Origin of the sequence: Hymenobacter sp., assembly GCF_036387835.1 — a bacterium.
Classification (GTDB): Bacteria; Bacteroidota; Bacteroidia; order Cytophagales; family Hymenobacteraceae; genus Hymenobacter.
In genome coordinates, this window is the sequence record NZ_DASVSY010000105.1 from 62,941 (window position 1) to 87,001 (window position 24,061).

A 24,061-nucleotide genomic window follows, 5' to 3' on the forward strand; every position below is an offset into this window, starting at 1 on the left:
GGACTTCTTCTCCTCATAGCCTAATATGAAATCCGAGGTCCAAGTCTCTGAGACCCCAATTCTAGCTTAGGCGTTGAAATCCGACTTATCTCTGTTACGAATCTTAGTCAGGTACGTGATGTTTGGCTGCGTGTTGATAGAATCAATCACTTTAAAAGCACGCTCACCATCTTCCCGACGCCATATTTGCGCAACGCGGGTGTTTGGGTCACGCAAGTCACCGAAGGTAATAGCCTGCGTAGGGCAAGACTGAGCGCAAGCAGTTACCACTTCTCCGTCCTTCGGACGGCGCTTTTGCTTTTTAGCGTCCAGCTTAGCAAGTTGGATACGCTGCACGCAGAAGCTGCACTTCTCCATCACACCCCGAGCCCGCACCGTCACGTCTGGATTTAATACCATGCGGCCTAGATCCGAGAACATGTGGTTGTTTACATCCTCGAACTTCTCGTTCGAGTAGTACGAGAACCAGTTGAAACGACGAACCTTGTAAGGGCAGTTGTTGGCGCAATAGCGGGTTCCTACGCAACGGTTGTAGGTCATCTGGTTGAGACCTTCAGAGCTGTGCGTCGTAGCAAGTACCGGGCACACCGTTTCGCATGGCGCGTGGTTGCAATGCTGGCAAAGCATCGGCTGGAAGATAACCGACGGATTCTCCGAAGGATCCTCCATGGCCGCATAGGTAGCTAGCTTACCTTTTGTTTCGAAATCCTCCTTGTGGGCATCTGAACTGTAGTAACGGTCGATACGCAACCAGTGCATTTCGCGACGGTTAATCACCTCCTGCTTACCCACAACAGCAATGTTGTTCTCTACTTGGCACCCAATCACACACGAGCCGCAGCCGATGCAGGAGTTGAGGTCAATAGACATTCCCCAGTGGTGATTCTTATACTCGTAGTCTTGCCACAGAGAAACCTTGTTTGGCTTCTGCGGTCCTTCCGGCGTGGAAATGGTTTCGTACTCCGTTACCTCTTTCGGGTTTTTAATGTACTGAGCCAAAGTGGCCTCCTGCACCACAGACTTCCGGTCCATGATGGTATGGTGGGTCTGCGTCTGGGCAATGGGGGCGGTAGCGTCAGTTTTTTCCAGCTTCACCTCGCTGTTGTAGATGAGCCCATTGTCAGGACCAACTACCACGAATGGATAAGCATTGGCTCCGACTTTGTCACCAACCCGGCCAACCTTTGAACGGCCGTAACCAATGGCAATGCTTACAGTACCCCTGGCCTGGCCTGGCTGTATCAGCACCGGAAGCTCAATTGATTTTCCGTTAGCAGTTACTTTAAGTACGTCGTTCTGCTCCCACTTATTGGCCAAAGCCATATCACGTGGAACAGCTACGTAGTTGCCCCAAGTAGCTTTCGATACTGGATCAGGCAGCTCTTGCAGCCATGGGTTGTTCGACTCGCAGCTACCCGGACCGATACCTACTTTCTCATACAGGCACAGCTCAACACCGTTGGACTTACGAGCACCTGATATAGCGGAAATAGCTTGGTTAACGTCCAAGGCTGGCGCCACCTGCCCCTGCGTTGCAGCAGACAGTGTTCCTACTGCCACGCCATCGTGCACTGCTTTATCCCAAGCTTTCTGGAAGTCACCGGTCAACACACCACGCCAAGAGTTGCGCAGATAGTTATAGTATGTCAGCGGATTGCCAGCCCACACGAGTAGGCTGTCTTGCGCTTGACGGGTTCCGAAGAGCGGTGAAATAGCTGGCTGCGCCAAGCTCAAGTAGCCACGTCTTGGCTCGTAGTCGTTCCACGACTCGAGGTAGTTGTGGTCTGGGCAAGCATAGTAGCACAAAGAGCCAGTTTCGTCTAACCGATCATTAAGCGAAATGCTCACGGGCACCTTGGCGATGCCGCTTTTTACTTTTTCAGCTAAAGGATGATCGTAGGCAGGGTTGGCGTTGTAGAAGATTACGGCTCCTACAGTGCCTGCATTCATGTCATTGACCAAACGCAGCATCCGAGCATCATCACCCTGACGCATCAATGAAGGAGTCGTCAAGTCGATGGATGTACCGACGTTTCCTAAGTTTTGGTTGATAGCAGCTACCAGAGTTTGAACAGCTACGTCATTTGAACCTGATACCACAAGGCTACGGCCCCGTGCTGCTTTCAGTTCAGCAGCAGCCTGCTTTAGCTGCTTGTTGGTGCTGTTGCTGCTCCCACCTACAATCTCGTTATAGAGTGCCAGCGTGGTAGCACCCATTTCCGAAGGCTTGATGGGCACACGGATGTCGGCGTTAGCACCCGTTAGCGTCATCATCGTCTCGAACTGGAAGTGACGCGACATGCGCCGTCTTTCGCTCGAAACCTTACGGTTAGTGATGTATTGAGGCGCGAATTCAACTGGTGAAATCCAGGTACCTAAGAAATCAGCTCCTAAGCTTACGATAACGTCTGCCTTGCTGAAATCGAAAGCAGGCAGTACGCCACCGTTTGCCCGCAGCAATGCTGACTGCGAGTTGGCATCATACATGACGTGCTCCGTGTTAGGGTAACGGGCAGCAAAATCAGCAATAACCTTTTTAGTGGATGGGCTGATGATAGTTGGCGAAACAATAGCAATCCGACCTTTAGCTGCAGACAGCTTGGTGCGAATTTCTTGGTCTACTTGGTCCTTCTCAGCGACCCGACCCTTGATAGCAAAGTGTTGCAGGCGTGCCTTATCGTATAGGTTCAGCACAGATGCTTGCGCCCGTGCCGACAAACCACCACGGGTTACGGGTGATTCTGGATTACCTTCCAACTTGATTGGCCGTCCCTCGCGGGTCTTTACCAATACGCTATTGTAATCGGTGCCATTGAAATAAGTGGAAGCGTAGAAGTTGGCAATGCCTGGATCTACTTCCTCAGGCTTATTTAAATAAGGAATAGCTTTCCGAACGGGAGCCTCGCAGCTAGCCAACGTGGCGGCTGCAATACCGAAACCCATCAACTTCAAAAAGTCGCGGCGTGGTGCTGCGGAGGCGTCCGAAGACGCATGCGATTCTTTTACGGGCAGGTAGTCCGTGAATTCGCTGAACGCGTTTTTCACGAACTCCGGCGAGTTCTCTAATTCCTCAATTCCCTTCCAGTACTTGGGCGATTCTTGCATTTGTTATGGGGACTTAGGGTCTTGGGCAGTTGGAGCGTGACTCCGCGATTCTCCCAAGTTTTAAGGCTTGTTATAAGAGCTTTCGATTTAGGAGCCAACCAGACTACATAAGGTGTAATCTGGTTGGCTCGATCAGCTTAGTAGTGGCACTTCGAGCATTCCGTACCACCGTTCGATGATACAGTGAAAGGAGCGCCTCCGTTAGCTTGGTCGTGCAACTTCACCAAGTTGTTGTAGTAAGCGTTGCCTTTGGTGTTAAGCGGGGTTTCGCGGTGGCAGTTAATGCACCAGCCCATGGTCAGCGGCGAATACTGATACACTACTTCCATGTTCTGGATCGGACCGTGGCAAGTCTGGCACTGAATACCGCCCACTTGCGTGTGCTGTGAGTGGTTGAAGTAAGCCAGGTCCGGCAAGTTGTGTACCCGCACCCACTGAATTGGCTGCTTACGCTCAATGGCCCGGTAGATTTTCTTGATTTCCTGCGACTCGGTCTTGATCTGCGAGTGGCAGTTCATACAGATGTTAGCCGATGGAATGTTAGCTGACTTGCTTTTGTAAACCGACGTGTGGCAATAGGCGCAGTTGATCTGGTGTTCGCCGGCGTGCAGCTTATGCGAGAAGGCAATAGGCTGCGTAGGCTGGTAACCTTGCATCAAGCCAATACCCATGGCTCCCTGCACCGACTCGTATAATAAGACGAGCGTGAACACCACCCCGGCCCCAATGCGGATAGCCGAAGACTTGTACAGCTTGCTCCAGTCGAAACGCTGCTCCAGAACTTCAATGTCGCGGCCGTCGAGGTCTTTCCGACCACGCAGCACATCTTTCATGATGTTGGCAATGATAACGAGCGTCACCACCAGCACAATCAGTACTACCACCAACACGATCAACAGAATGTCGGCATACTGACCGGCACCACCACCTTGGTCTGCACCGCCTTCACCGAGTTTGGTGTCAGTACCTGCATCTTTGCCAGTGGGGTTAGCATTAACTTGTGCGGTCTGGCCTTCCTGTGAAGTTACCCAGGCCACGATAGAAGTGATTTCCTGATCAGACAGTTGGAAGCTAGGCATCTGCTGCTTCTGGTACTGATTGTAGAGCTTCACAGCATACTCGTCGCCGCTGGCTACCACTTTGCTGGAGTTCTTGATCCAAGGAATCAGCCAAGAGATTGGACGACGCTTGGTAATGCCTCCCAGTGCTGGACCCACTACGACCTCATTCACGGCGTGGCATTGGGCACAGTTGTTTTTGAAGAGGGCGTCACCAGCGGCAATAGCGGCGGCGTCACCGCCACCGGCACCAGGAGTTGCTCCTGCGGCGGGCGCGGCCGCGGCGGCAGGTGTTCCGGCATTTGAACTGCCAGGAGTTACCCCGTCCTTGCTTACGGCCGGAGCCGCACCGACTTCCCCTTGCGCCGAAACAGTGTTAACGGCGGCAAAGGTCAGGAACAGAGCAAGAAAGAGGTGAGGTAAGGAACGAAAGCGAATGCTATTCATAGCACAATTTTACTATAAGGAAAGAAACGCGAGGGGGTGCTTCAAGGCCACAAATGTAGGTCAGGAATCGTAGAGAACAAACCCAACTGGGCTAATTCTCGCCTATCTAAGTTTGCTTAGAAGCATTCTAAAAAGCGATTTACACACCTTATTACTACAGGTGTCACCAAGCAGTCTATCTCCGGTTTCCCTCATTCTACCAGCCACAGCAACTTGCTATCTAGCTAACCCATTCTACGCCGCGAAGGTTTGCTTCCTGATGCCCAAATTGTTAAGAACTGTCTTTCCTTAAATATTTTGTTACCGAGGAAGAGAGCCACAACGGAAAAGTCGTATCTTTGCCGGCTCATTAATTTTCACATTTTAAATTCTACCCCGTCGTAATGGAAGTAAGAAATTACGAGACGGTCTTCATTCTGACTCCCGTGTTGAACGAGGGTCAAGTGCAAGAGACGGTCGAGAAGTTCTCGCAGGTGCTTAAGGAAAATGGCGCCGACATCATCAACACTGAAGCTTGGGGCCTAAAAAAATTGGCATATCCAATTCAGAAAAAAAATACGGGCTACTACTTCCTCGTGGAGTTCAGTGGCTCGGGTAACATCGTGGACACGTTGGAACTCGCTTTCCGTCGGGACGAGCGAATCATCCGCTTCCTCACTACTGTTCTGGACAAGCACGCTGTAGCGTACAGCCAGCGCCGTCGTAACGGGGAGATGAACCAGCAGAAAGCTCAGAAACAATCGGAAGCCGTAGCCCAGTAATTTAGACCATGAGCCTCGCCAACGAACGTATCCACAAGCAGGATACCCGCAAGAAGTACTGCCGTTTCAAGAAGAACGGTATCAAGTATGTTGATTACAAGGACCCGAACTTCCTGCTGAAGTTTGTGAACGAGCAGGGCCGCATTCTGCCCCGCCGCATCACCGGCACCAGCTTGAAATTCCAGCGTAAAGTAGCCCAAGCCGTAGCGAAAGCTCGTCACTTGGCTCTCATGCCCTACGTAACTGACTCTTTGAAATAGATGATTGTTAGTTGCTGAATTGTTGATTGTTTAATAGCTCAGCTATTCTATCAATAAGCAACAATCAGCAGTTGTCAATCAACAATTAAAAAATCATGGAAGTAATTCTGAAAGACGACGTAAAGGGCCTGGGCTACAAGAACGACACCGTAAAGGTGAAGCCCGGTTACGGTCGCAACTATCTGCTCCCGCAAGGATTGGCTATTCTAGCCGATAAGACCAACAAGAAAATTGTCGCTGAAAACATCCGTCAGGCTGCTCACAAGGCTGATAAAGTTAAAGGTGATGCACAAGCCATTGCTGATAAGATTGGCGATGTAGTGCTCGACATTCCCGCCAAGGTGGGTGAGAGCGGCAAGATTTTCGGCCGTGTAACTACGCTTCAGCTCGCTGAAGCTTTAAAGGCAAAAGGTATCGATGTGGAGCGCAAGCGCCTCTCGTTCGACCAAGAGCCTAGCTCGGTAGGTGAGTACACTGCTACCGTGGACCTGCACCGCGAAGTAAAGCACAAAGTGCGTTTCAACGTGGTAGCTGAGTAAGCTGTTCCAGTTAAGAAAAAGCCCGACTGTTTCGACAGCCGGGCTTTTTTGATTGTTTTATTAACCGACAACGCAGTTTGTTTTACTGTTTCTGCTTAGTTGGCTTGTTACAGAAGTGGGGGCTGAAATAATGACAGCCCTTTTGTTACTTGAATGATGCTTCGACAGGCCACCTTTTGGCTGAACGAGCGATGTTGAGTAGGTTGCCTGTCCGTTGGCTGATTTTTGCCGTATCTGTTTGGAATGTTCCGCACTGAATTACCCCTTACTCCTGCTTCGTACCAGTTGCCTCTCTCGGCACGCGTGCTAACTATTGGCTCCTGTTTTTCCGACACCATTGGTAGTCGGCTCACAGAAACCAAAGTACAAACGCTGGTTAATCCTTTTGGCACTTTATTCAACCCTGTTTCAGCCTGCAAATTGCTGAGAGCGGCGGTTGGCGAGGATATGGATTGGCAGCAGCACCTGGTAGAAGCGCGGGGTCGTTGGCAGAGCTATGATCTGCACGCAAATTTTGGAGCTGACTCACCCGTGGAATTGCTCCAGATGATTCAGCAATTAGCCCGCGACACAGGCGTATTTTTGGCCACAGCCGATGTGGTGGTGTTAACGCTTGGTACGGCTTGGGTTCATCGGCTGAAAGAAACCGATGAACTGGTAAGCAACTGCCACAAAGTACCGGCCGAGAAATTTAGTAAAGAACTACTGACGCCCGACGAAATCATTAATGCTGTGGCAGAAACGCATGCTTACCTCCGCTTGCGGAACCCTAAGCTGCGCTTTGTGCTAACAGTAAGCCCGGTGCGTCATTTAAAGGAAACACTGCCCCTGAATGCAGTAAGCAAGTCGGTATTGCGGGTAGCCTGCCACTACCTGAGTGAGTTGCTGCCCGACGTGTCGTATTTCCCGGCGTATGAGCTACTCCTGGATGATTTGCGTGACTACCGCTTTTATGCGGCCGATATGCTGCATCCTTCATCGGTGGCGGAAGATTATATATGGAAACGGTTTGCCCGGACCTATTTTGATGTGGAGTTTGGCCGGTTCCGCAAGGAGTGGGAATCAGTGCGGCAGGCCTTGAACCACCGGCCGCTACACCCAGCCGCGCCCGAACATCGGGAGTTTTTGACTAGCACGTTGGAACGGCTGGAAAAGCTAGCCCGGCAGGCTGATATGCGCATGGAGATTTTGGAAGTCCGGAAGCAGATTGAGAATCTGCCGGTTCCAAAACCCGCACCGGTGCCCGAACCTAAACCAGAGGACGATGAAGAACGCATAGATATAGGCTATGAGCCTACACCTGTGCCGGTGGTAGCAGCAGAGCACACCGTTCTGATAGAAGCTATAAACGACATTGTTGAAGTAGAACCAGAAGAGGTCGAGGAAATCAGTGAAGCAGAGTCCATGGCGGAAACCATGGAAGAAACTGCTCAACCCAAGAAAAAGCGCCGCAACCGAGGAGGTGCCAAGCGCAACAAAAAGAAACACGCGGCGCGGTTGGCCGAAGAAGCGGCGGCCTTGGCTGCTGGCACCACTATTCTTCTGAGTGAAGCCACATTGGTGGCAGAATCGGAAACCGCAGCGGAAAGCTTAGCGGCGGAAGAATCTTCTGCCTCCTCTGCTGTTACCGTGGCTCCCAATCCGGATGCGCCTTTGCAAACAGCTATGGAGCGCCGTAAGCGCGCTTCGCGCCGGGGCAAAGGCCGAGGCAAGCAACTAACCGAAGCAGTTGTTGAAGCAACAGGTATACCGATTGAGCTTACCCCATCTGCTTCGGAAGCAAACGAGCCATTTACTTCGGAAGATTCCAACGAGCAACCAACGGCCTCCTTGCCAGAACCGCTGCCAGCAGCCGACCAAAGCGAGGCTACGGAACCAGCAGTTCCTGTTGTGACCCCAGGCTTACAGCGCCCAGTTCGGATAGGCCGTTCCGCTAGCGAAGTGCGTGCTGCCGCCTTACGTAAGTCGCGCCGGCCTGATTCGCGCATCAAAACTTTGTATGCAACTCCACCAGAGCCAGAGACGCCGTCGACAGTAGTACCGCCAACACCACCGGCGGAGGATGCTCCGCTTTCCGGCGACGCTGCAACTCCTGCCGGGCCAGTTACGGTTGCCGCTGATGCACAAGTGGAACCGCAGGCTCTGGCTTCTCCAGCGTCAACGCCAGTTCAGCCACCAGTTGTTAATCCAGTTCCGCCAGCGAAAGGAACAGGCGCTTCTGGTCGGTTGACTGCTTCAGGACAAGCTACACTCAATAAAAAGCCAGTTCGTTCGGAGCCAGCCTCTCCCCCACCTCCTGCCGAAGTTGAGTTTCCAACTCAATCAGTCACTGAAAATTCGACACCCGAGGTGGCAGCACTGGTAGAGGATACCCCCGCTTCTACTCAAGCCAACGAAGAAGTTGCTGCCGCCCCGGTTGCGGAAACTCCGGTAGCAGCACCCTCGCCAGATCCTGCTCGGGCCGCTTCGGCACCTAAGAAGCCTCGGCGCAGACCAGCCAATGCTAAAACTAAGGCAGCCGCCGCATCCGCTGCACAGCAGGCACCAGCCAAAGCGGACACTAGCAGCACTCCCAAGGCAAAGCAAAAAGGAAAGGTAACCGAACCACCTGCTCCCGCCGCTGCCCCGGATACCCCCCCGGCTCCTGCATCGCGCCGACGGAAGCCGGCAGTTAAACCGGTGGCTACGGCGCCTGAGCCCCCAGTGGCAGCACCTAAACGGGCGCCTCGTCCTTCTCGCCGCAAGCCGGCAGCCCCCGACGATACACCGGAGGCTTCTTAACTAGAATTGATTTTAAACCCGGCCCTATGCGGCCGGGTTTTGTCTTTCCAAGCTTCCTTCTCCCAATGAGCACCCAGCAGCCCGCTTCTACCAACCGTCTTGCACAGGAATCCAGCCCGTATTTGCTTCAGCATGCTCACAATCCCGTGGACTGGTACCCGTGGGGCGAGGAAGCGCTGAGCCGGGCCCGAGCTGAACAGAAGCCGATACTTGTGAGTATCGGCTATGCTGCCTGCCACTGGTGCCACGTGATGGAGCGCGAGTCATTTGAAGATGCGCGCGTTGCGGCCATCATGAACGAGCATTTCGTGTGCATCAAGGTGGATAGGGAGGAACGGCCGGATGTAGACCAGGTGTATATGGAGGCCCTACAGGCGATGGGGGTGCCGGGCGGCTGGCCGCTGAACGTGTTTCTGAACCCGGAAGCCAAACCATTTTACGGCGGCACTTACTTCTCGCCGGGTAACTGGAAGCAATTACTAACCAGTATCGGCCGGGCTTACCAAACGGAGGACCGCAAAGAACTGGATGCTTCGGCCGAGCAGTTTGCGCAAGCACTACAAGCCAGCGAGCTAGAAAAATACCGTATTCCAGCTTCTGCCGAAGGTTTTTCCACCGACGAGTTTAAGCTGCTCTTATACAATCTGGCCGATAAGTTTGACCGGGAATTGGGAGGCATGAACCGCTCACCGAAGTTTCCAATGCCAAGTATCTGGCGCTTTTTGCTGCGCACCTACCAGCTTAGCGGCAGCCGGCGCGTGTTGGCCCAAACCAATCTTACGCTGCGCGAAATGGCTTGGGGTGGCCTCTACGACCAAGTGGGCGGCGGCTTTGCCCGCTACTCTACCGATGCCAAGTGGCTGGTACCGCACTTCGAGAAGATGCTCTACGACAACGGCCAACTAGTAAGCCTGTACGCCGAGGCCTACCAGGTAACCCACGACGACTTATACCGGGAGGTAGTATATGATACAATCAGCTTTCTGGAACGAGAGTTAACCAGCCCGGAAGGCGGATTTTATTCTTCCCTTGATGCCGATAGCGAAGGCGAGGAAGGCAAATTCTATGTTTTCACCTGGGAAGAGCTGCGTGATATTCTGGACGACGAGGAGCCGCTGGCAGCAGAATACTACAGTTGCACCGCCGTAGGCAATTGGGAGCATGGCCGCAACATCCTGCACCGCCGTACTTCCAACCACGATTTTGCGGAAGCCCATCAGCTCGCTCCTGACGTTGTAGAAGCGTTGGTGAAAGGCTGGAAGCTCAAGCTGCTGGCAGCCCGCAACCAACGCATCCGTCCCGGCCTCGACGACAAGATTTTGACGGGCTGGAATGCACTGATGCTCCAAGGTTTGTTGGATGCCTACCGCGCCTTCGCCGAGCCTGAGTTTTTGAAGCTGGCGCTTTGGAACGCGCAGTTTATCGAAAACAAGCTGCGCAACGGTGCCGGTCTTTACCGCAACTACAAGAACGGCCGGGCCTCCATCAGCGGCTTCCTGGAAGATTATGCCCTCGTCATCCAAGCATATGTCAGCCTCTACGAAGCAACCTTCCAAGAAAGCTGGCTACACGAAGCTGAAAGCCTGACCGAATATGTGCTAACCCACTTTTTCGACCCGGCGGAAGAACAGTTCTTTTACACCGACGACACCGGCGAGAAGCTAATTGCTCGCAAGAAAGAGCTGTTTGATAATGTAATTCCTGCCTCTAATTCGGTTATGGCGCATAACCTGTACCGCTTAAGCCTGCACCTCGAAAACAGCCGCTACAGTGAGTTGGCCATGGGCATGTTGCGCCGCATTCAGGCGCTGGTAGTGCAGGAGCCGCAGCACCTCACTAATTGGGCTGCGCTCTATGCCACGCAACTCAAACCAACGGCTGAAATTGCTATTGTGGGGCCGGAGGCAGCTACCTTACGCCAGCAACTAAGCCGCGAGTATTTGCCTAATGCCGTGCTGGCAGGCACCGCAAGCAGTAGTGAGTTGCCGATGCTTAAAGGCCGAGAAGCACGCAACGGACAAACCACCATTTATGTGTGCTTCAACCGCAGCTGTCAGAAGCCAGTGCACACCGTAGCGGAGGCCCTGACGCAGATGTAGTACCGGGCCAGCGTCTCCGGTTTTGGTGCCAGCTATATAGCTGCTCGCCCGATGATTTTATTGGCGCGGGGGCACGGCGCAAGCACCACCTTGTTATCTTTACCTTCCGCTTCCAGATTGATTTTCCTTTGAGTCTTACGTTCGACTTTGTTCAGTTGCAGCCGGAACCCGCTGCCGACCGTGTCACGCTGTTTGCCGACGTGATACTGCCGCTGCCGCTGCCCAAGCTCTACACCTACCGCGTCCCCTACGAGTTGAACGACCAAGTGGTGATTGGCGGACGGGTGATTGTGCAGTTTGGGGCCAAACGGACGCTAAGCTGCATTGTGGCGGCCGTGCACGAAACCCCACCCAAGGAATATCAGGCCAAATACATTCTCGAGTTCATCGACGATGCACCCGTCGTCACGCAGCCGCAGTTACAGCTGTTCCGCTGGCTGGCCGACTACTACATGTGCACCCTAGGCGAGGTGATAAACGCGGCGTTGCCCTCGGCCTTGAAGCTCAGCTCTGAGTCGCGGGTACAGCTGCATCCGGCTTTTGTGCGCGAGGAAAATCCTTACCCGCTTAGCGAGCAGGAAGAGAAGATTGTGGATACGCTGAGCACCGGCGAGGACGGAAAGTCACTGACCTTCACAGAAGTAGGCGAATTACTTGGCATTGCCTCGTTCCACAAGGTTATTAAGAGCTTGATGCAGAAAGACGTGGTCTTTCTTTTCGAGCACATGGCCGACAAGTATTCTCCGAAGGTGGTGAAGAAAGTGCGGCTGGCGCATCATTTTGTGGCCGAAGCGGCACTGGAAGGTTTGTTTGCGCAACTCGCGGCGCGCCCCAAGCAGCTCGACGTGCTCATGCGCTACTTGCAGAAGGTGCCGGTCTACCAAAACGAATTCACCAACCAAAACGGCATCGAGAAGGCCTACCTCACCTCGGCTCCGCACCTCTCCCCTTCCGCCGTCAATACGCTTGTCAAAAACGGGGTGCTAGAGCAATTCGATGTGATTGTGTCGCGCTTTCCGCTCGATGACGCCACGCAGGCCAACATGCATTTCACCCTGAGCGAGGCCCAAACCGAGGCCCGCGACGAGGTGATGCGCCTCTTCAATACCAAGGATATTGTGCTGCTACACGGCGTGACGGGCGCCGGCAAAACGGAAATCTACATCGACCTCATCCGTAACGCCCTCGACGGCGGCGGACAAGTGCTGTACCTGCTGCCCGAAATTGCGCTTACCGCCCAAATCGTTACTCGTCTGATGCGCGTGTTCGGCTCCCGGTTGGGCGTGTATCACTCGAAATTCTCCGACAACGAGCGGGTGGAAGTTTGGAACGGGGTGCTGTCGGGGCGGTTTCAGGTGGTAATTGGCGTGCGGTCGGCCGTATTTCTGCCGTTCGATAATTTGGCTTTAGTGATTGTGGACGAGGAGCACGAGTCGAGCTACAAGCAGTACGACCCGGCCCCGCGCTACAATGCGCGCGAAGTAGCGTTGATGATGGCCAACTTCCAGGGAGCCAAAACACTGCTCGGGTCAGCCACGCCCGCCGTTGAAACCTTCTACCAGACCCGCACCGGCCGCTACGGACTCGTGACGCTCACCAAGCGGTTTGGCGAAGCTGGCTTGCCGGAAATAGAGCTGGTGGATACCCGCAAGAGCCGGGAGGCGAAGAAGATGCTCAATCACTTCACGCCGGAGCTGCTGACGGCCATGGAAACCAAGCTTAGCCTCAAGGAGCAGGTGATTCTGTTCCAGAACCGGCGCGGCTATTCCCCTTTTATCAACTGCGTGGATTGCGGCTGGATTCCGAAGTGCATGAACTGCGCCGTGAGTTTGAGCTACCATAAACAAGCCCACGAACTTCGCTGCCATTACTGCGGCTACCACGACCGGATGCCGGTGGAGTGCCCCGCCTGCGGCTCGCGCAACATCAAAACCGTGGGGTTTGGTACCGAGAAGATAGAAGACGACCTGAAAGTAATGCTGCCCGCCGCCAATGTGCAGCGCATGGACCTCGACACCACCCGCGCCAAGAATTCCTACCAGCAAATCATCGGCGACTTCGAGCAGCAGAAAACCAACATCCTGGTAGGCACCCAAATGGTAACCAAGGGCCTCGACTTCGCCAATGTGAGCCTAGTAGGCATCATTAACGCCGACAGCATCATTCATTACCCCGACTTTCGGGCGCACGAGCGGGCCTTCCAGATGTTTGTGCAGGTGAGCGGGCGGGCGGGCCGCAAAGGCAAGAAAGGCAAGGTCATCATCCAAACCGCCGACCCGCAGCAAATCATCTTCGACAAGGTGATTCGCAACGATTACTTGGAATTTTACGATTACGAAATCACGCAGCGGCGTGAGCACGGCTACCCACCATTTATGCGTGTTATTCGGCTAGTGGTGAAGCACATGGATCAGCTGCTCTGCGAGCGGGCCGCTATTCTGCTAACCGGCGAGCTGGTAGCCCGACTAGGCCGGGAGGCGGTGCTAGGCCCGGAAGCGCCCTATATCTTCCGCATCCGCAACTTCTACTTGCAGGAAATCACCATCAAGCTCAGCCGCGAGCATACCGTTCTTAAAGCGGCTAAAGCCGATATTCTGGCGGCCATCAACGCAGTAAAAGACGAGAAAGACTACAAGCAAGCCCGCTTCGTAGCCGATGTCGACCCGATGTAATAAGTTTCTTTAGGCTCATAAAAGCAAAAGCCCCAACCGTATCATGCGGTCGGGGCTTTCTATGGGAGTTGGATTGACGCTTATAGCTCGTCGAGCAAGTATAGGATAATGAGTACGACGCCGATGATGAAGAGAATGCTTCCTACTACGGCGAATATGCTGCCAATCACGCCGCCGATTGCTCCCAACAAACCTACTAGTAGGCCTACTAGTATCAGGATGAGTCCTTGGCGTAGCTTGCCTTCTAATCTTTTTGTGCCGGCCGTTTCGGTATGTTTTTTGATTTGAACCTTGCTAGAGGCTTTGTCTACCTGCTTCAGCACCTTAGCAACTGCTAACCGCTGCACCAAATTAGCCTTGCGCGGCGCTGGCTTGGCAGCTGCTTTGGGCGCTTTAGCAACTGATGGCGCTGCAGCAATAGGGGTCGGCTTAGTGCTAGCAGCGGGAGCTTTTACGGCCGGGGTCGTGGCTACTGCATTTTTTTCAATTGCTTCAGCAGCTGGCACCTCGTTGGTAGTTGCTTTTTCGTTCACCACTGTTGGCGCAGGCACCGACTTTGTGGTGCCATAGGTGGCGTGGTAGGGTGTAGTCTTGGGCAACATAGCGTACTCGGCGCGGTTGCAACTACTGGCACTCAAGGCAATAGCTGCCACAATGGTCAGCTTAGGCAGAATGTTGAAAAGGTGCTTCATGAGCTAAAAGAGTTTGTGGAAAGTTGGAAACAGGATTTGTACGCGTCAAAATAGGAAATCGGCGATAATTCGTCGGCTAAATTGCTTTTACATTCAGTTGTCCTTTGCTGTTGTGGTTTTAGAAATGGCCGAACGCTTCCACTAGTTAGGATGTTTACTTAAACACGATTTACTTGCACTCGTGCCTATGTTTCTCTCCTCTTTTATCCGGGCCTCCACTCTGTCCGTTTTTCTGCTTCCCGCAGCCTGCACCCAAACTCCGATGGAAAGCTCCCCGGACATGGTGGCAGAACAACACCTTTCAACCAATCAGCCTGATCAAGCTGATGCGGCCGCCGACACGAGCGGCTACCGTTTGGCTGCTCCCCAGGACCCTAACGGGATTGGCAAATATTACCAGGGACGCCAGATTGCACACGTTATGGGCCACGAAGGGGCTGAGTGGCTGGAGCGTGGCGACCGACAGGAAGAAGAACGAACCGATGTGCTCTTGCGCGAGCTAAAGCTGAAACCCACCGACGTAGTGGCCGACATTGGGGCCGGTACGGGCTATTTCACGTTCCGCATCAGTCCGTTGGTGCCACGGGGCAAGGTGTTGGCGGTCGATATACAGCCGGAGATGATTAAATACCTTAGCGACCATAAGACAACCAATAAGGCTCAAAACGTGGAGCCAATTTTAGGTACGGTTAAGAATCCCAATCTGCCTACTGGTAGCGTGGACATGGTGCTTATTGTCGATGCGTACCATGAGTTTGACCACCCGCGTGAAATGATGCGCGCAATTCGCAACTCGCTGCGTCCTACCGGGCGAGTAGCCCTGGTCGAGTACCGCGCCGAAGACCCGAACGTGCCCATCAAGCGCATCCATAAAATGACTGAAGCCCAAGCCCGCAAGGAAATGGAGGCCTTGGGCATGGTGTTCGTGGAAAACATCAAGAACTTACCGCAGCAGCATTTGCTGATTTTCCGAAAATCGTAGCGTCAGGCTTCTTTCCAGCCTCACCTCATCCTAGTAAATACGGTCCGCTAAGCTAGCGGACCGTATTTATTTAGTAGCAATGCGAAGAATCCGGGGCGGCCGACTGATCCGGCTGATTTCATAATCTACCTTTGTGGTTATGCCGATTCCTGTTGCTGACCCACGCCTGCTTTCAATCCAAGATTACACGTACACGCTTCCCACAGAGCGAATTGCGCCTGAGCCCCTACCCGATCGGGACCAGTCGCGGCTGCTTGTGTACCGCGGCGGCCACATCACCGACCAAACCTTCCGCAGCTTACCCACGGAGCTTCCGCAGGATACGCTGTTGGTGTTCAATGATACTAAAGTTGTTCAGGCCCGGTTGTTTTGCCGCAAGCCGAGCGGGGGTCAAATCGAGTTGTTCTGCTTGGAGCCCGTGGCGCCACACAGCGCCATTGAGTTGGCTATGCAGCAAACCGGAGAGTGCGTATGGAAGTGCTTGGTAGGAAACGGCAAACGCTGGAAGAACGGCTTGATTCTGCTTGACTTTACGGCGCAAGGCCAGGCGGCAACGCTTACGGCCGAGCGTATGGAAGCCACTGACGGCTATTCCTTAATCAAGTTTAACTGGCAGCCAGCCACTCTGCCTTTTGCAGAAGTACTACGCGGCGCTGGTCACTTGCCGCTGCCTCCTTACCTCAACCGGGAGGACACCGAAGCTGACGCTGTACGCTACCAAACTGTGTATGCCGCGCACGAAGGCGCGGTAGCCGCCCCCACCGCCGGTCTGCACTTTTCTGATGCGGTAGTGGCCGACCTCGTGGCGCAAGGCGTAGCCATGACTCGCGTAACCCTGCATGTAGGAGCCGGCACTTTTCAGCCCGTGAAAGCGGCTCGTATGGCCGACCACGCCATGCACGGAGAACCGTTTGTGGTGCAGGCCGCCGTGTTGCGTCAGTTGCTGGCACACCATCCGCGGCCCGTAGTTGCGGTAGGTACCACCAGCTTGCGCACGTTGGAGAGCCTGTATTGGCTTGGGGTGCAAGCTGCCAGCAATTCGCTCCTCCCTGATAAGCTGCCTCATGTGCTACAGTGGCAGCCTTACGCGCCTGGCTCCACTCTTCCTGCCACCGATGCTTTACAAGCACTGTTGAACTACCTAGATGCTCAGGGTTTGGAGGCTTTACACGCTACCACTCAGCTGCTGATTGCTCCTGGCTACCGGTTTCGCATGATACGGGGCTTGCTTACCAACTTCCATCAGCCCGAAAGTACCCTGCTCCTGCTGGTAGCCGCGCTACTTGGTCCCGACTGGCGACGCGTCTACGATCATGCCTTGTCTCACGAATACCGCTTCTTGAGCTATGGTGATAGTTCGTTGCTTCTGCCTAATGCGGAGTAGCAGTTTAATCCTGCCTGATTCAAGTTGAAAATAAAATAGTTAGGTCCTATTTTCTCATGCTTTCTTCATGAGTGTCGAGGTAGATTTATTCTGTCAACTTCGACATTCTCATCCAACTCCATTCCCCGAAACCATGAAAAAGGTAAGCCTGCTTCTCGTAGCCGTAGCCTGCGCCGCTACTGCATTCGCTCAAAACGAAGTGAAGACCACTTCCAAAAACGAAGCCACTGGAGCTAAAACCGAAAAGAAGACGGAAATGCGCGATAACGGCACCGCCAAAACCACGACCATGCACAAGACCGGCCGCACCGCAATGGGTCAGAAAGTGCATAAAGCGCACATGAAGGCCAAGAAAGCCGTTTAGTCGCCGCTATCTGCGAACAGTTTGCAAACCCCTTGGACTTTCTAGTCGAAGGGGTTTTGTTTGAGTTGGCTTTGCCGCAACCTATTTCACTGCACCCGTATAAGGACCGGAGTTCAGATAACCAACTCCTCCCTAACCCATGAAAAAGATCCTAATGTTGCTCGCGGCCGTAGCCTTCTCTACCGCAGCCTTCGCCCAGGGCGACAAAGTAGTAGTGAAAGACGATGCCACCGGTGCTAAAACCACCACCACTGTGCGCGACAATGGCACAGTGAAAACTGAGTCCCGCTCGGGCCGCACCAAAGCAGGCGAAAAGGTGCACAACACCAAGGAAGACGCTAAAGTAGCTGGTCAGAAGACCGGTGCCGTCGTTAAGAAAGGCGCCCAGAAAACCGGCAAAGCCGTGAAGAAAGGCGCTAAAGCAGTAGAGACCAAAGCCAAAGACGTAGTCGACTAGGATTTCGGATTAGCCGGATTAATCGGATTTTGTAGACGACCAACAAAACAAAGAGGCTTGCCTGATGGCGAGCCTCTTTGTTTTGTTCGGAGTTGACTTATCTGGTTGACTTATCTGGATTAGCGCCGTCCACGAAATTCGATCAATCCGGCTAATCCGAAATAATCCGTGATTCTTATTGGCCCACGAAGAACAGGGCGTTACCGAAGAGCAGTTTGCCGCCTTGCCAGAACCCGCGGAATAAGGGGTTGTCGGCGAGGTAGATAACTTGGCCGCGGCCCATATCCTGGGTGCCAAGGACGAAGGTGTCGGTGAGTTTGCGGCGCGCTTTGCGGCCGGCAAAACCGGCGGCGTAATTGTCGCGCTTGAGCACGCCTACATTCCAGCCCCCTTCCCCTAGAAAGCGGTAGTTGAGGGTGTCGCGCACCAGGGCATAGTAGGTGGAGCCATAGCCGAAAGCCAGGGGGTGCGTGTTGTCGAGCTGCACCCGATAGACACTACCTTGTACTCGCTCGCCAATTTGTTCTCGCTCGGCATTCGCATAAGGGCGCAGCAGACGGTACGGATTGGCTTTTTTGCTGGCAGCCGAATCGGCGGGCTTGGTTTTCAGTAGGAAATCTTTCTTACCCGATAAGAAGGCAGCCGCCCCTTCCAGCGCAATAAGCCGGCCGCCCCCGCGCACCCAGGTCTTCAAGGTTTCCAGGCTCCGCTCCGGGTAGATGTCCTCGTAATTGCCATCGGGCAAGATCAAGACATCAAACTTGCTTAGCGGCACCGAACCCAAGTAATCAGAGCCAAGTATCGTGACGGGATACCCAATCTGCTGCTCGAAGAAGTGCCACACCTCCCCGAAGGCAGTGGGCGAAACTCCTTCCCCTGCCACTACGGCAATGTTTGGCTTGCCAACGCTCCGCACATAGCCCGAACCCAAATCGGCCCCGGAAGTGGAGAAACCCGATTTTACGGCTTGTACCAACACCCCCACCGAATCGGCCTGGGCACGGATTAGCTGATCGAAGCGGGCCCCCAGAGTTTCGTTGCCAGTGCGCGTAATCACCAACGTACCCGGCTGATACTTCTGCCCCTCCGACTCGAATGCCCGGCTGGCTACCCGCACTTTCACCCGCTGCTGCAACAGGCAACTCAGAAAACGCACGTCCTGCAAGTTGTTCCAGCGGGCCACGTAGGCGTAGGGTTTTTCGGTTGTCGATTGCGCGTTGCCAGTTGCCGGAGCTTTTTTATCGGATGCTTGGGCACTGGCAACCGACATCTTGTCTCGGAGCGCATACGCTTTGAGGCCGAAGGAATAGGGCAGCGCCCAGGCTGTGATGTCATAAGTAAGCGAGTCTTCCAGTGCCGGGCGGGGCTCAAACAACACCTTCACCAGCGTCGACTTCGGTTGATACATGCTGACGACTACGTCCTTGCTTTCCACCTGCACAGTTTCTTCCTTGCCCGAGGCATAGTTGAAACCGCGGGTGCGCAGGCGGCGCGGCGCATAGCCGTACTGAATTTGCTGCCGCTCCAAATAGTCGGTAAAGGCTCGCAGTTGGCCAGGGTCACCGGCTCCCGCCACCACAAACGCTTTGTAAGGGCCATGAGGCTTGGTACGGGCATTGTCGAAATACTTCTGAAACTCACTGATCAGCTCATCGTGGCGTTCGGCAGCGGCCCGGATGGTAGCCAGGCTAGTGGCGTGGTGGTGCGAGATGCGCTGGGCCAACGTTAGGGTGTCACCGTCGGATTTGGCGTACTGAATACCAGCCCGGCCCGAGCCCCCTTGTTCGTAGGTCATGCCGATGGCCCCGTTGAACGACGGGTAGGTGTCGCCGTAGCTGGGGTAGAACAGGTCGTAGGTTTCGCGGGTGAAGTAAAGCCAGTTGTTTTTGTCGAATACCTGCCGGTTGTAGTCGCCGATGGTATTCTGGAATTTGCGCTGAAAATCGGTGATGTCTTCGTGGTAGGGCTTGGCGGCCGGCGAAAAGTAATACGGGTCGTCGGGACCCATTTCGTGAAAATCGGCGTGCACCTGGGGCAGCCACTGGTTGTAGAGCGTGAGGCGCTGCCGGCTTTCCTGCTGGGTTTGCCAGGCCCAGTCGCGGTTCAAGTCGAAGTAGTAGTGGTTGAAGCGGCCACCAGGCCAGGGTTCGTGGTGCTCCCAGGCGTAAGGCGAGGCGTTGGGCACGTTGGCCCGCATACGGTTATACCACTGCACGTACCGTTCGCGGCCATCAGGGTTTACGCAAGGATCAAGCAGCACCACCGTATTTTGCAGCCACTCCTGCGTTTGCGCGTTCTGCGGATTAGCTAGGTCATAAAGCACCTGCATAACTGCCTCCGACGACACTGCCTCGTTGCCGTGAATGTTGTAGCTGAGCCATACAATAGCAGGCTGTTGCCGTTGTCTGGCCCCGGTTTCCAGGCCAGCCAGGCGCAGGTTGTTGCGCCGGATGTCATCGAGGTGGCTTAGGTTTTCGGGAGTAGCTACCTGTACTACCTCCAGCCGGCGGTTTTCATAGGTCTGCCCGTAGTCTACGCGTTTCATTCGGCCCGGCGAATGGGCCACCACGTGGTCGACATAGCGCAGCAACTCGGAATGAGGAGTGAAGCGGTTTCCCAACGGGTAGCCTAAAAACTGGCTAGGCGTAAGCAGTGGTCCGGCCTCCGTGGCAACGGCAGGTGCCTGTTGCGCAACACCCGGAAGCCAAGCCAGCAGCAGAAACAACAACAGCGTCCGAAGATAACTAGTAGTGGCCAGCCGATAAATTTCAAACATCAGTGAACAGTAAGGTGAAAAATTTGGAAGAAGCAAGGAAATACGCAAGGCGAACGGCACTTTTAACTACCGCAACAGCGTATAAAAAGCCCGCTGGTGTCAACCAACGGGCTTCCAAAATTACCAGGTTTCCTGGCGGCCTTAAAAACGAGGTACGTTGCTATAATCGAACAAGGCATCCTCCTCTTCTTTTTCGCGCACTTGATAAAGCACGCTTTCTGCCACGCCACGCCCAAACAAGCTCACGCCCGCATTAAGCACACACAAAGCAACAGTACCGGCTACCACCCAATCGGTTGTTGGTTCACCGCGCTCTTTCTTCGCGGATGCCCATTGCACCAAGCAGGAGCCCAAGCCGATGACCATCAGCCCACTAGGGGCAAACAATAACCATTTTTTCTTGTGGGTCATGATAGAAAAAGAACAGAATAGGTGAGAAAGCAGCGCAGAATAACAGCCGGGACAACAAGCGAAGATAGCTTAGAACTGCTTTTATACCGCATCAGCATCCGCGGTTTCCCGTTGTAGCTTTGTTGTACGGAGTTATGGGCCCCGGATGTTCAGCCAGGATTTCTTGCCAATATATAGCTACGCCCGTTACTAGCCGTTTGATTTGCCTCTTTTTTTCTCTCGCATGTCTGCTTACCAAGAACTGCTGCGCACTGCCTTTAGCCGCGTGGCTGAGCCTAGCCGCTACCTTTCCCCCCCTACCCTAGCTGCCTACACCGACTTCGAGCGCGCTGGTAAGGCCGAGCTGCCTTTCCGATTCGAGCGGGTCCGCTTAGGCGTAGCCATGAGCTTGCTGCAACTGCTAGCCGACCTAGGTGACCACGACGAAAGCCGGCAGGTGCTGGAGGTGCTCAACCGAGCCTTGGGTGCCCGTTCCACTACCGAAATCGACGCCATCATTCAAAAGGAAGTGAAGCACTTCGAGCGGCTTTACACCAACCTTTACGTCAACGAGGAAGGCGAGCAGTTGCTCCACCTCTTTGAACGCACCCTCGATGCCGATACCGAACTCCTGATGGATGAAGTTATCAACGAAGCATTAGCGTTGATTCCGGAGCTAGACTTCGACCACAACGAGGACGACGAGGAATAGTCTTTGCCGACAGCCTGCCCCTGAAAAAGCCAACTTCCGCCTTCGTGGTAGCGTTGGCTTTTTCGTTTTCGCTACCGCAAGAATAGTTAGCAAAACAGTACCTTTTCCGCGGCTTTTGCTGTTGTATTACTGCAGCTCTAAGCTGCGCGCTGGCTTGACGGTCAGTGCCCGGTTTGTTTCTCTTTTACTATTCGTATGACTCTCCTTTTTTTGGGCCTGCTACTCCTTTTGGTGGGCTTTAATGCGGGCAAGATTTCCCTGTCGCTGGAACGGCTACGGGGGGCGCTCCTGCTACTAGGCACTTTGCTGGCTGTGCTCGGCTTAGCCCTCAGCACCGTGGTGCAGATTGAGCCCGGTGAAGTAGGGGTGCAAACCCTGTTCGGCGGCATCCAGCCCCGCATCCTGACCAGCGGCCTGAACGTAGCAAACCCGTTGATCAACGTCACCGAATTCGACACCCGCACTCAGAACTACACTATGTCGGCCCAACGTGACGAAGGCCAGCAAGCCGGTGATGATGCCATCCGCGTGCTTTCCGCCGACGGACTGGAAGTGATAATTGACCTGACGGTGCTCTACCGCGTGCAACCCGACAAGGCCCCGCAGATCCTGAAAACCATTGGCACCGGCTACCAGGACGCCATTGTCCGACCCATCACCCGCACCCGCATCCGCGACAACGCAGTTTACTACGACGCCGTGGCCCTGTACTCCACTCGCCGCGACGAATTCCAGACCCGAATTTTCAACAGCATCGAGAAAGACTTTAAACAGCGTGGTCTGCAGCTGGAGCAGCTCCTGATTCGCAATATCCAGCTGCCAGCCTCGGTCAAGCGCAGCATCGAAAGCAAGATTTCGGCCGAGCAGGACGCGCAGAAGATGCAGTTCGTGCTGCAGAAGGAACGGCAAGAAGCTGACCGCAAGCGCGTAGAAGCGCAAGGCATTGCCGACTACCAGAAAATCATCAATGCCGAGCTAAGCGACAAGCTGCTGCAATACGAATCCATCAAAGCCAACCAGGCCATTGCCACTTCCGCCAACAGCAAGGTTATCATCATGGGCCAGAGCCGTGGCGCCACGCCGCAGGTAATGCTAAGCGACAAGTAGATGGTGTTACTACTGCATAAAAAAGCCGCTCCAGCGTCTGGAGCGGCTTTTTTCTTTGCAAGTTGGTTAAACCTAGTAGCCTGGATTCTGCACCAGTGTGTTATTCAGGTTGATTTCGTGGATTGGAATAGGGAAAACGAGTAGCGGGCTGTTCCAAGCCAAGGTACCCGCTGGCAACTGCCGACGACGCAGATCATGGATGCGGAAGCCCTCGAAAGCTAGCTCCAGTTGACGCTCCCGCAACACGCTAGTTATCGTGATATCAGTAAGCGACCCCAAACCGGCACGCGCCCGAATAGTGTTTACGTCTTCGAGCGGTGCAGCTCCTATTCGTGTACCTAACTCTAAATTAGCTTCGGCACGAGTCAGATACATTTCGGCTAGCCGTATAACAGGAATATTCTGTCCAAAGTTGTTCCACTTCGTAGTTCGAATACGACCACTACGGCCACCCTGGTCTTCCACGAAAAGCAAATTTGCATCAGGACCACGTAAGTCGGCGGGTTCGTATAAACTTAAGTAGGGAACCAGCACAGCCACGTCGCCGCGGCTGAAATCAGAGGGCCCAAAGAAAGTAGCCAGCCCATCGTTCCCCGAACCCGCGTTGTACTGGTCGTTCTGTTGGATCTCGAACAAGGATTCCGAGGAATTACGGGTCCGGAACGGTCCCGTTACCGTAGATGTCAAATCGGCTCCACTGTTTTCAATCACATCACTGGCTAGGTCACGGGCCATTGCAAAATTGCTTTGCTGCAGATACACGCGGGCCAGCATGGCTTTAGCCGAGTATTTATTCACCCGACCACTACCACTGTTGTTTTCTTCTGGTAGCAAGTCTTCAGCAGCTCGTAAGTCTTCAATAACCTGCGTGTACACCGCACCTACCGTCGCCCGCGGTACCAGTTCTGAAGCCTGTTCGGCAGTTTTATTGGGGGTCAGCGTTATGGGTACGCCAAGGTTGTTGGCTCCGGCTTGGTAAGGCAGCCCGTAAAGACGAACCAATTCGAAAAATAGCGCCCCCCGAATGAATCGGGCTTCTCCTTCATATTGCTGCTTTAAATCGGCATCGGTCACCACGGGTAGGGCTTCCAGAATCAGATTAGCAAAGTTGATGGTTTGATAGGCCTGCTGCCATGTCCGGTTGGCTTCCGCGTTGCTGTTGATGATCTGTCGCTGATAGATATCGCGGTAACTCGTGAAAGTACCTTGCCAGAGCACGTAGTTATCAGGAGCCAGCAGTTCGGGCAAGAGCAGAAAGTTGGTGCCGTACAGCGCAGGGTTGTCGAGTTTAGCATAGGCGCCCACAACGGCGCTTTCTACTTTTTCCGGCGAATTAAGAGCGGTAGCCGCATCTACGGCCAGTTGCGGCTCCAAGTCCAGCTGCTTGTCGCAGGCTGCTAAACCCAGCGTGAGGAGCAGCCCCAAAGTAGCGGTCGACCAAAGGAAATTATAGTCATGATGAAGAGTCGTTTTGC

General features: G+C 54.1%; 18 protein-coding genes. 12 read left to right on the top strand and 6 right to left on the bottom strand.

Going from position 1 to position 24,061, the window contains the following annotated elements; genetic code table 11:
• Positions 1 to 66 precede the first annotated feature (66 nt).
• Positions 67 to 3,105, bottom strand: a complete 3,039-nt coding sequence (locus VF639_RS20090; RefSeq protein ID WP_331147727.1) for a TAT-variant-translocated molybdopterin oxidoreductase — start codon at positions 3,103 to 3,105, stop codon at positions 67 to 69.
• 137 nt (positions 3,106 to 3,242) lie between these two features.
• Positions 3,243 to 4,610 carry a c-type cytochrome gene (locus tag VF639_RS20095; RefSeq protein ID WP_331147728.1) on the bottom strand — a complete coding sequence of 456 codons (1,368 nt, stop codon included), beginning with the start codon at positions 4,608 to 4,610 and terminating at the stop codon, positions 3,243 to 3,245.
• A gap of 383 nt (positions 4,611 to 4,993) precedes the next feature.
• On the opposite strand from VF639_RS20095, the gene rpsF reads away from it, so the two are divergent.
• From rpsF to priA, 6 genes are all read left to right on the top strand, one after another.
• Positions 4,994 to 5,371, top strand: a complete 378-nt coding sequence (gene rpsF / locus VF639_RS20100; protein WP_331147729.1) for a 30S ribosomal protein S6 — start codon at positions 4,994 to 4,996, stop codon at positions 5,369 to 5,371.
• A gap of 8 nt (positions 5,372 to 5,379) precedes the next feature.
• Positions 5,380 to 5,631 (top strand): 30S ribosomal protein S18, encoded by a 252-nt coding sequence (gene rpsR, locus VF639_RS20105; RefSeq protein WP_022822548.1) that lies wholly within the window; start codon positions 5,380 to 5,382, stop codon positions 5,629 to 5,631.
• Positions 5,632 to 5,726: 95 nt separating this feature from the next.
• Complete coding sequence (gene rplI / locus VF639_RS20110; protein ID WP_331147730.1) at positions 5,727 to 6,170, top strand: 50S ribosomal protein L9; 444 nt, start codon at positions 5,727 to 5,729, stop codon at positions 6,168 to 6,170.
• Between the two features lie 243 nt (positions 6,171 to 6,413).
• Positions 6,414 to 8,951: a GSCFA domain-containing protein gene (locus VF639_RS20115; RefSeq protein WP_331147731.1), complete on the top strand. Its 2,538-nt coding sequence runs from the start codon at positions 6,414 to 6,416 to the stop codon at positions 8,949 to 8,951.
• Between the two features lie 65 nt (positions 8,952 to 9,016).
• Positions 9,017 to 11,050, top strand: coding sequence for a thioredoxin domain-containing protein (locus VF639_RS20120; RefSeq protein ID WP_331147732.1), 2,034 nt, complete (start codon positions 9,017 to 9,019; stop codon positions 11,048 to 11,050).
• A 128-nt stretch (positions 11,051 to 11,178) separates the two neighbouring features.
• Entirely contained in the window at positions 11,179 to 13,722 is a 2,544-nt protein-coding gene (gene priA, locus VF639_RS20125) for a replication restart helicase PriA (RefSeq protein ID WP_414654771.1), read from the top strand.
• An 80-nt stretch (positions 13,723 to 13,802) separates the two neighbouring features.
• Here priA and VF639_RS20130 read toward each other — a convergent pair whose 3' ends face one another.
• A complete protein-coding gene (locus VF639_RS20130; RefSeq protein ID WP_331147734.1) occupies positions 13,803 to 14,414 on the bottom strand; it encodes a hypothetical protein in 612 nt (203 codons plus the stop codon).
• A 187-nt stretch (positions 14,415 to 14,601) separates the two neighbouring features.
• Here VF639_RS20130 and VF639_RS20135 point away from each other — a divergent pair, with 187 nt between their 5' ends.
• The 4 genes from VF639_RS20135 to VF639_RS20150 all read left to right on the top strand — a co-directional run bounded on the left by VF639_RS20135 (position 14,602) and on the right by VF639_RS20150 (position 17,601).
• Complete coding sequence (locus VF639_RS20135; protein ID WP_331147735.1) at positions 14,602 to 15,396, top strand: class I SAM-dependent methyltransferase; 795 nt, start codon at positions 14,602 to 14,604, stop codon at positions 15,394 to 15,396.
• Between the two features lie 139 nt (positions 15,397 to 15,535).
• Positions 15,536 to 16,780, top strand: a complete 1,245-nt coding sequence (locus VF639_RS20140) for an S-adenosylmethionine:tRNA ribosyltransferase-isomerase (protein ID WP_331147736.1) — start codon at positions 15,536 to 15,538, stop codon at positions 16,778 to 16,780.
• A gap of 133 nt (positions 16,781 to 16,913) precedes the next feature.
• Positions 16,914 to 17,144 (top strand): hypothetical protein, encoded by a 231-nt coding sequence (locus VF639_RS20145; protein ID WP_331147737.1) that lies wholly within the window; start codon positions 16,914 to 16,916, stop codon positions 17,142 to 17,144.
• A 139-nt stretch (positions 17,145 to 17,283) separates the two neighbouring features.
• Entirely contained in the window at positions 17,284 to 17,601 is a 318-nt protein-coding gene (locus VF639_RS20150) for a hypothetical protein (protein WP_331147738.1), read from the top strand.
• Positions 17,602 to 17,776: 175 nt separating this feature from the next.
• Here the strand turns inward: VF639_RS20150 and VF639_RS20155 are convergent, their stop codons facing one another.
• Both VF639_RS20155 and VF639_RS20160 read right to left on the bottom strand, forming a co-directional pair.
• On the bottom strand, positions 17,777 to 20,377 hold the full coding sequence (locus VF639_RS20155) for a M14 family metallopeptidase (protein WP_331147739.1): 2,601 nt from the start codon (positions 20,375 to 20,377) through the stop codon (positions 17,777 to 17,779).
• A 141-nt stretch (positions 20,378 to 20,518) separates the two neighbouring features.
• Entirely contained in the window at positions 20,519 to 20,788 is a 270-nt protein-coding gene (locus VF639_RS20160; RefSeq protein ID WP_331147740.1) for a hypothetical protein, read from the bottom strand.
• Between the two features lie 223 nt (positions 20,789 to 21,011).
• Between VF639_RS20160 and VF639_RS20165 the strand changes: the two genes are divergently transcribed.
• Both VF639_RS20165 and VF639_RS20170 read left to right on the top strand, forming a co-directional pair.
• The gene (locus VF639_RS20165) at positions 21,012 to 21,479 is read left to right on the top strand and encodes a hypothetical protein (RefSeq protein WP_331147741.1); all 468 of its coding nucleotides are present in this window, start codon (positions 21,012 to 21,014) and stop codon (positions 21,477 to 21,479) included.
• Between the two features lie 195 nt (positions 21,480 to 21,674).
• Complete coding sequence (locus tag VF639_RS20170) at positions 21,675 to 22,586, top strand: prohibitin family protein (RefSeq protein WP_331147742.1); 912 nt, start codon at positions 21,675 to 21,677, stop codon at positions 22,584 to 22,586.
• A 72-nt stretch (positions 22,587 to 22,658) separates the two neighbouring features.
• Here the strand turns inward: VF639_RS20170 and VF639_RS20175 are convergent, their stop codons facing one another.
• Positions 22,659 to 24,011: a RagB/SusD family nutrient uptake outer membrane protein gene (locus tag VF639_RS20175; RefSeq protein WP_331147743.1), complete on the bottom strand. Its 1,353-nt coding sequence runs from the start codon at positions 24,009 to 24,011 to the stop codon at positions 22,659 to 22,661.
• Positions 24,012 to 24,061 lie beyond the last annotated feature (50 nt).

Excerpts from the sequence above, each read along its gene's own strand:
- VF639_RS20170 (WP_331147742.1), top strand. The coding sequence starts at position 21,675 with ATGACTCTCCTTTTTTTGGGCCTGCTACTCCTTTTGGTGGGCTTTAAT.
- VF639_RS20095 (WP_331147728.1), bottom strand. The coding sequence starts at position 4,610 with ATGAATAGCATTCGCTTTCGTTCCTTACCTCACCTCTTTCTTGCTCTG.
- VF639_RS20150 (WP_331147738.1), top strand. The coding sequence starts at position 17,284 with ATGAAAAAGATCCTAATGTTGCTCGCGGCCGTAGCCTTCTCTACCGCA.
- rpsR (WP_022822548.1), top strand. The coding sequence starts at position 5,380 with ATGAGCCTCGCCAACGAACGTATCCACAAGCAGGATACCCGCAAGAAG.
- VF639_RS20115 (WP_331147731.1), top strand. The coding sequence starts at position 6,414 with ATGTTCCGCACTGAATTACCCCTTACTCCTGCTTCGTACCAGTTGCCT.
- VF639_RS20090 (WP_331147727.1), bottom strand. The coding sequence starts at position 3,105 with ATGCAAGAATCGCCCAAGTACTGGAAGGGAATTGAGGAATTAGAGAAC.
- VF639_RS20165 (WP_331147741.1), top strand. The coding sequence starts at position 21,012 with ATGTCTGCTTACCAAGAACTGCTGCGCACTGCCTTTAGCCGCGTGGCT.
- VF639_RS20140 (WP_331147736.1), top strand. The coding sequence starts at position 15,536 with ATGCCGATTCCTGTTGCTGACCCACGCCTGCTTTCAATCCAAGATTAC.
- VF639_RS20145 (WP_331147737.1), top strand. The coding sequence starts at position 16,914 with ATGAAAAAGGTAAGCCTGCTTCTCGTAGCCGTAGCCTGCGCCGCTACT.
- VF639_RS20160 (WP_331147740.1), bottom strand. The coding sequence starts at position 20,788 with ATGACCCACAAGAAAAAATGGTTATTGTTTGCCCCTAGTGGGCTGATG.
- VF639_RS20155 (WP_331147739.1), bottom strand. The coding sequence starts at position 20,377 with ATGTTTGAAATTTATCGGCTGGCCACTACTAGTTATCTTCGGACGCTG.
- rplI (WP_331147730.1), top strand. The coding sequence starts at position 5,727 with ATGGAAGTAATTCTGAAAGACGACGTAAAGGGCCTGGGCTACAAGAAC.
- VF639_RS20130 (WP_331147734.1), bottom strand. The coding sequence starts at position 14,414 with ATGAAGCACCTTTTCAACATTCTGCCTAAGCTGACCATTGTGGCAGCT.
- VF639_RS20120 (WP_331147732.1), top strand. The coding sequence starts at position 9,017 with ATGAGCACCCAGCAGCCCGCTTCTACCAACCGTCTTGCACAGGAATCC.
- VF639_RS20135 (WP_331147735.1), top strand. The coding sequence starts at position 14,602 with ATGTTTCTCTCCTCTTTTATCCGGGCCTCCACTCTGTCCGTTTTTCTG.
- rpsF (WP_331147729.1), top strand. The coding sequence starts at position 4,994 with ATGGAAGTAAGAAATTACGAGACGGTCTTCATTCTGACTCCCGTGTTG.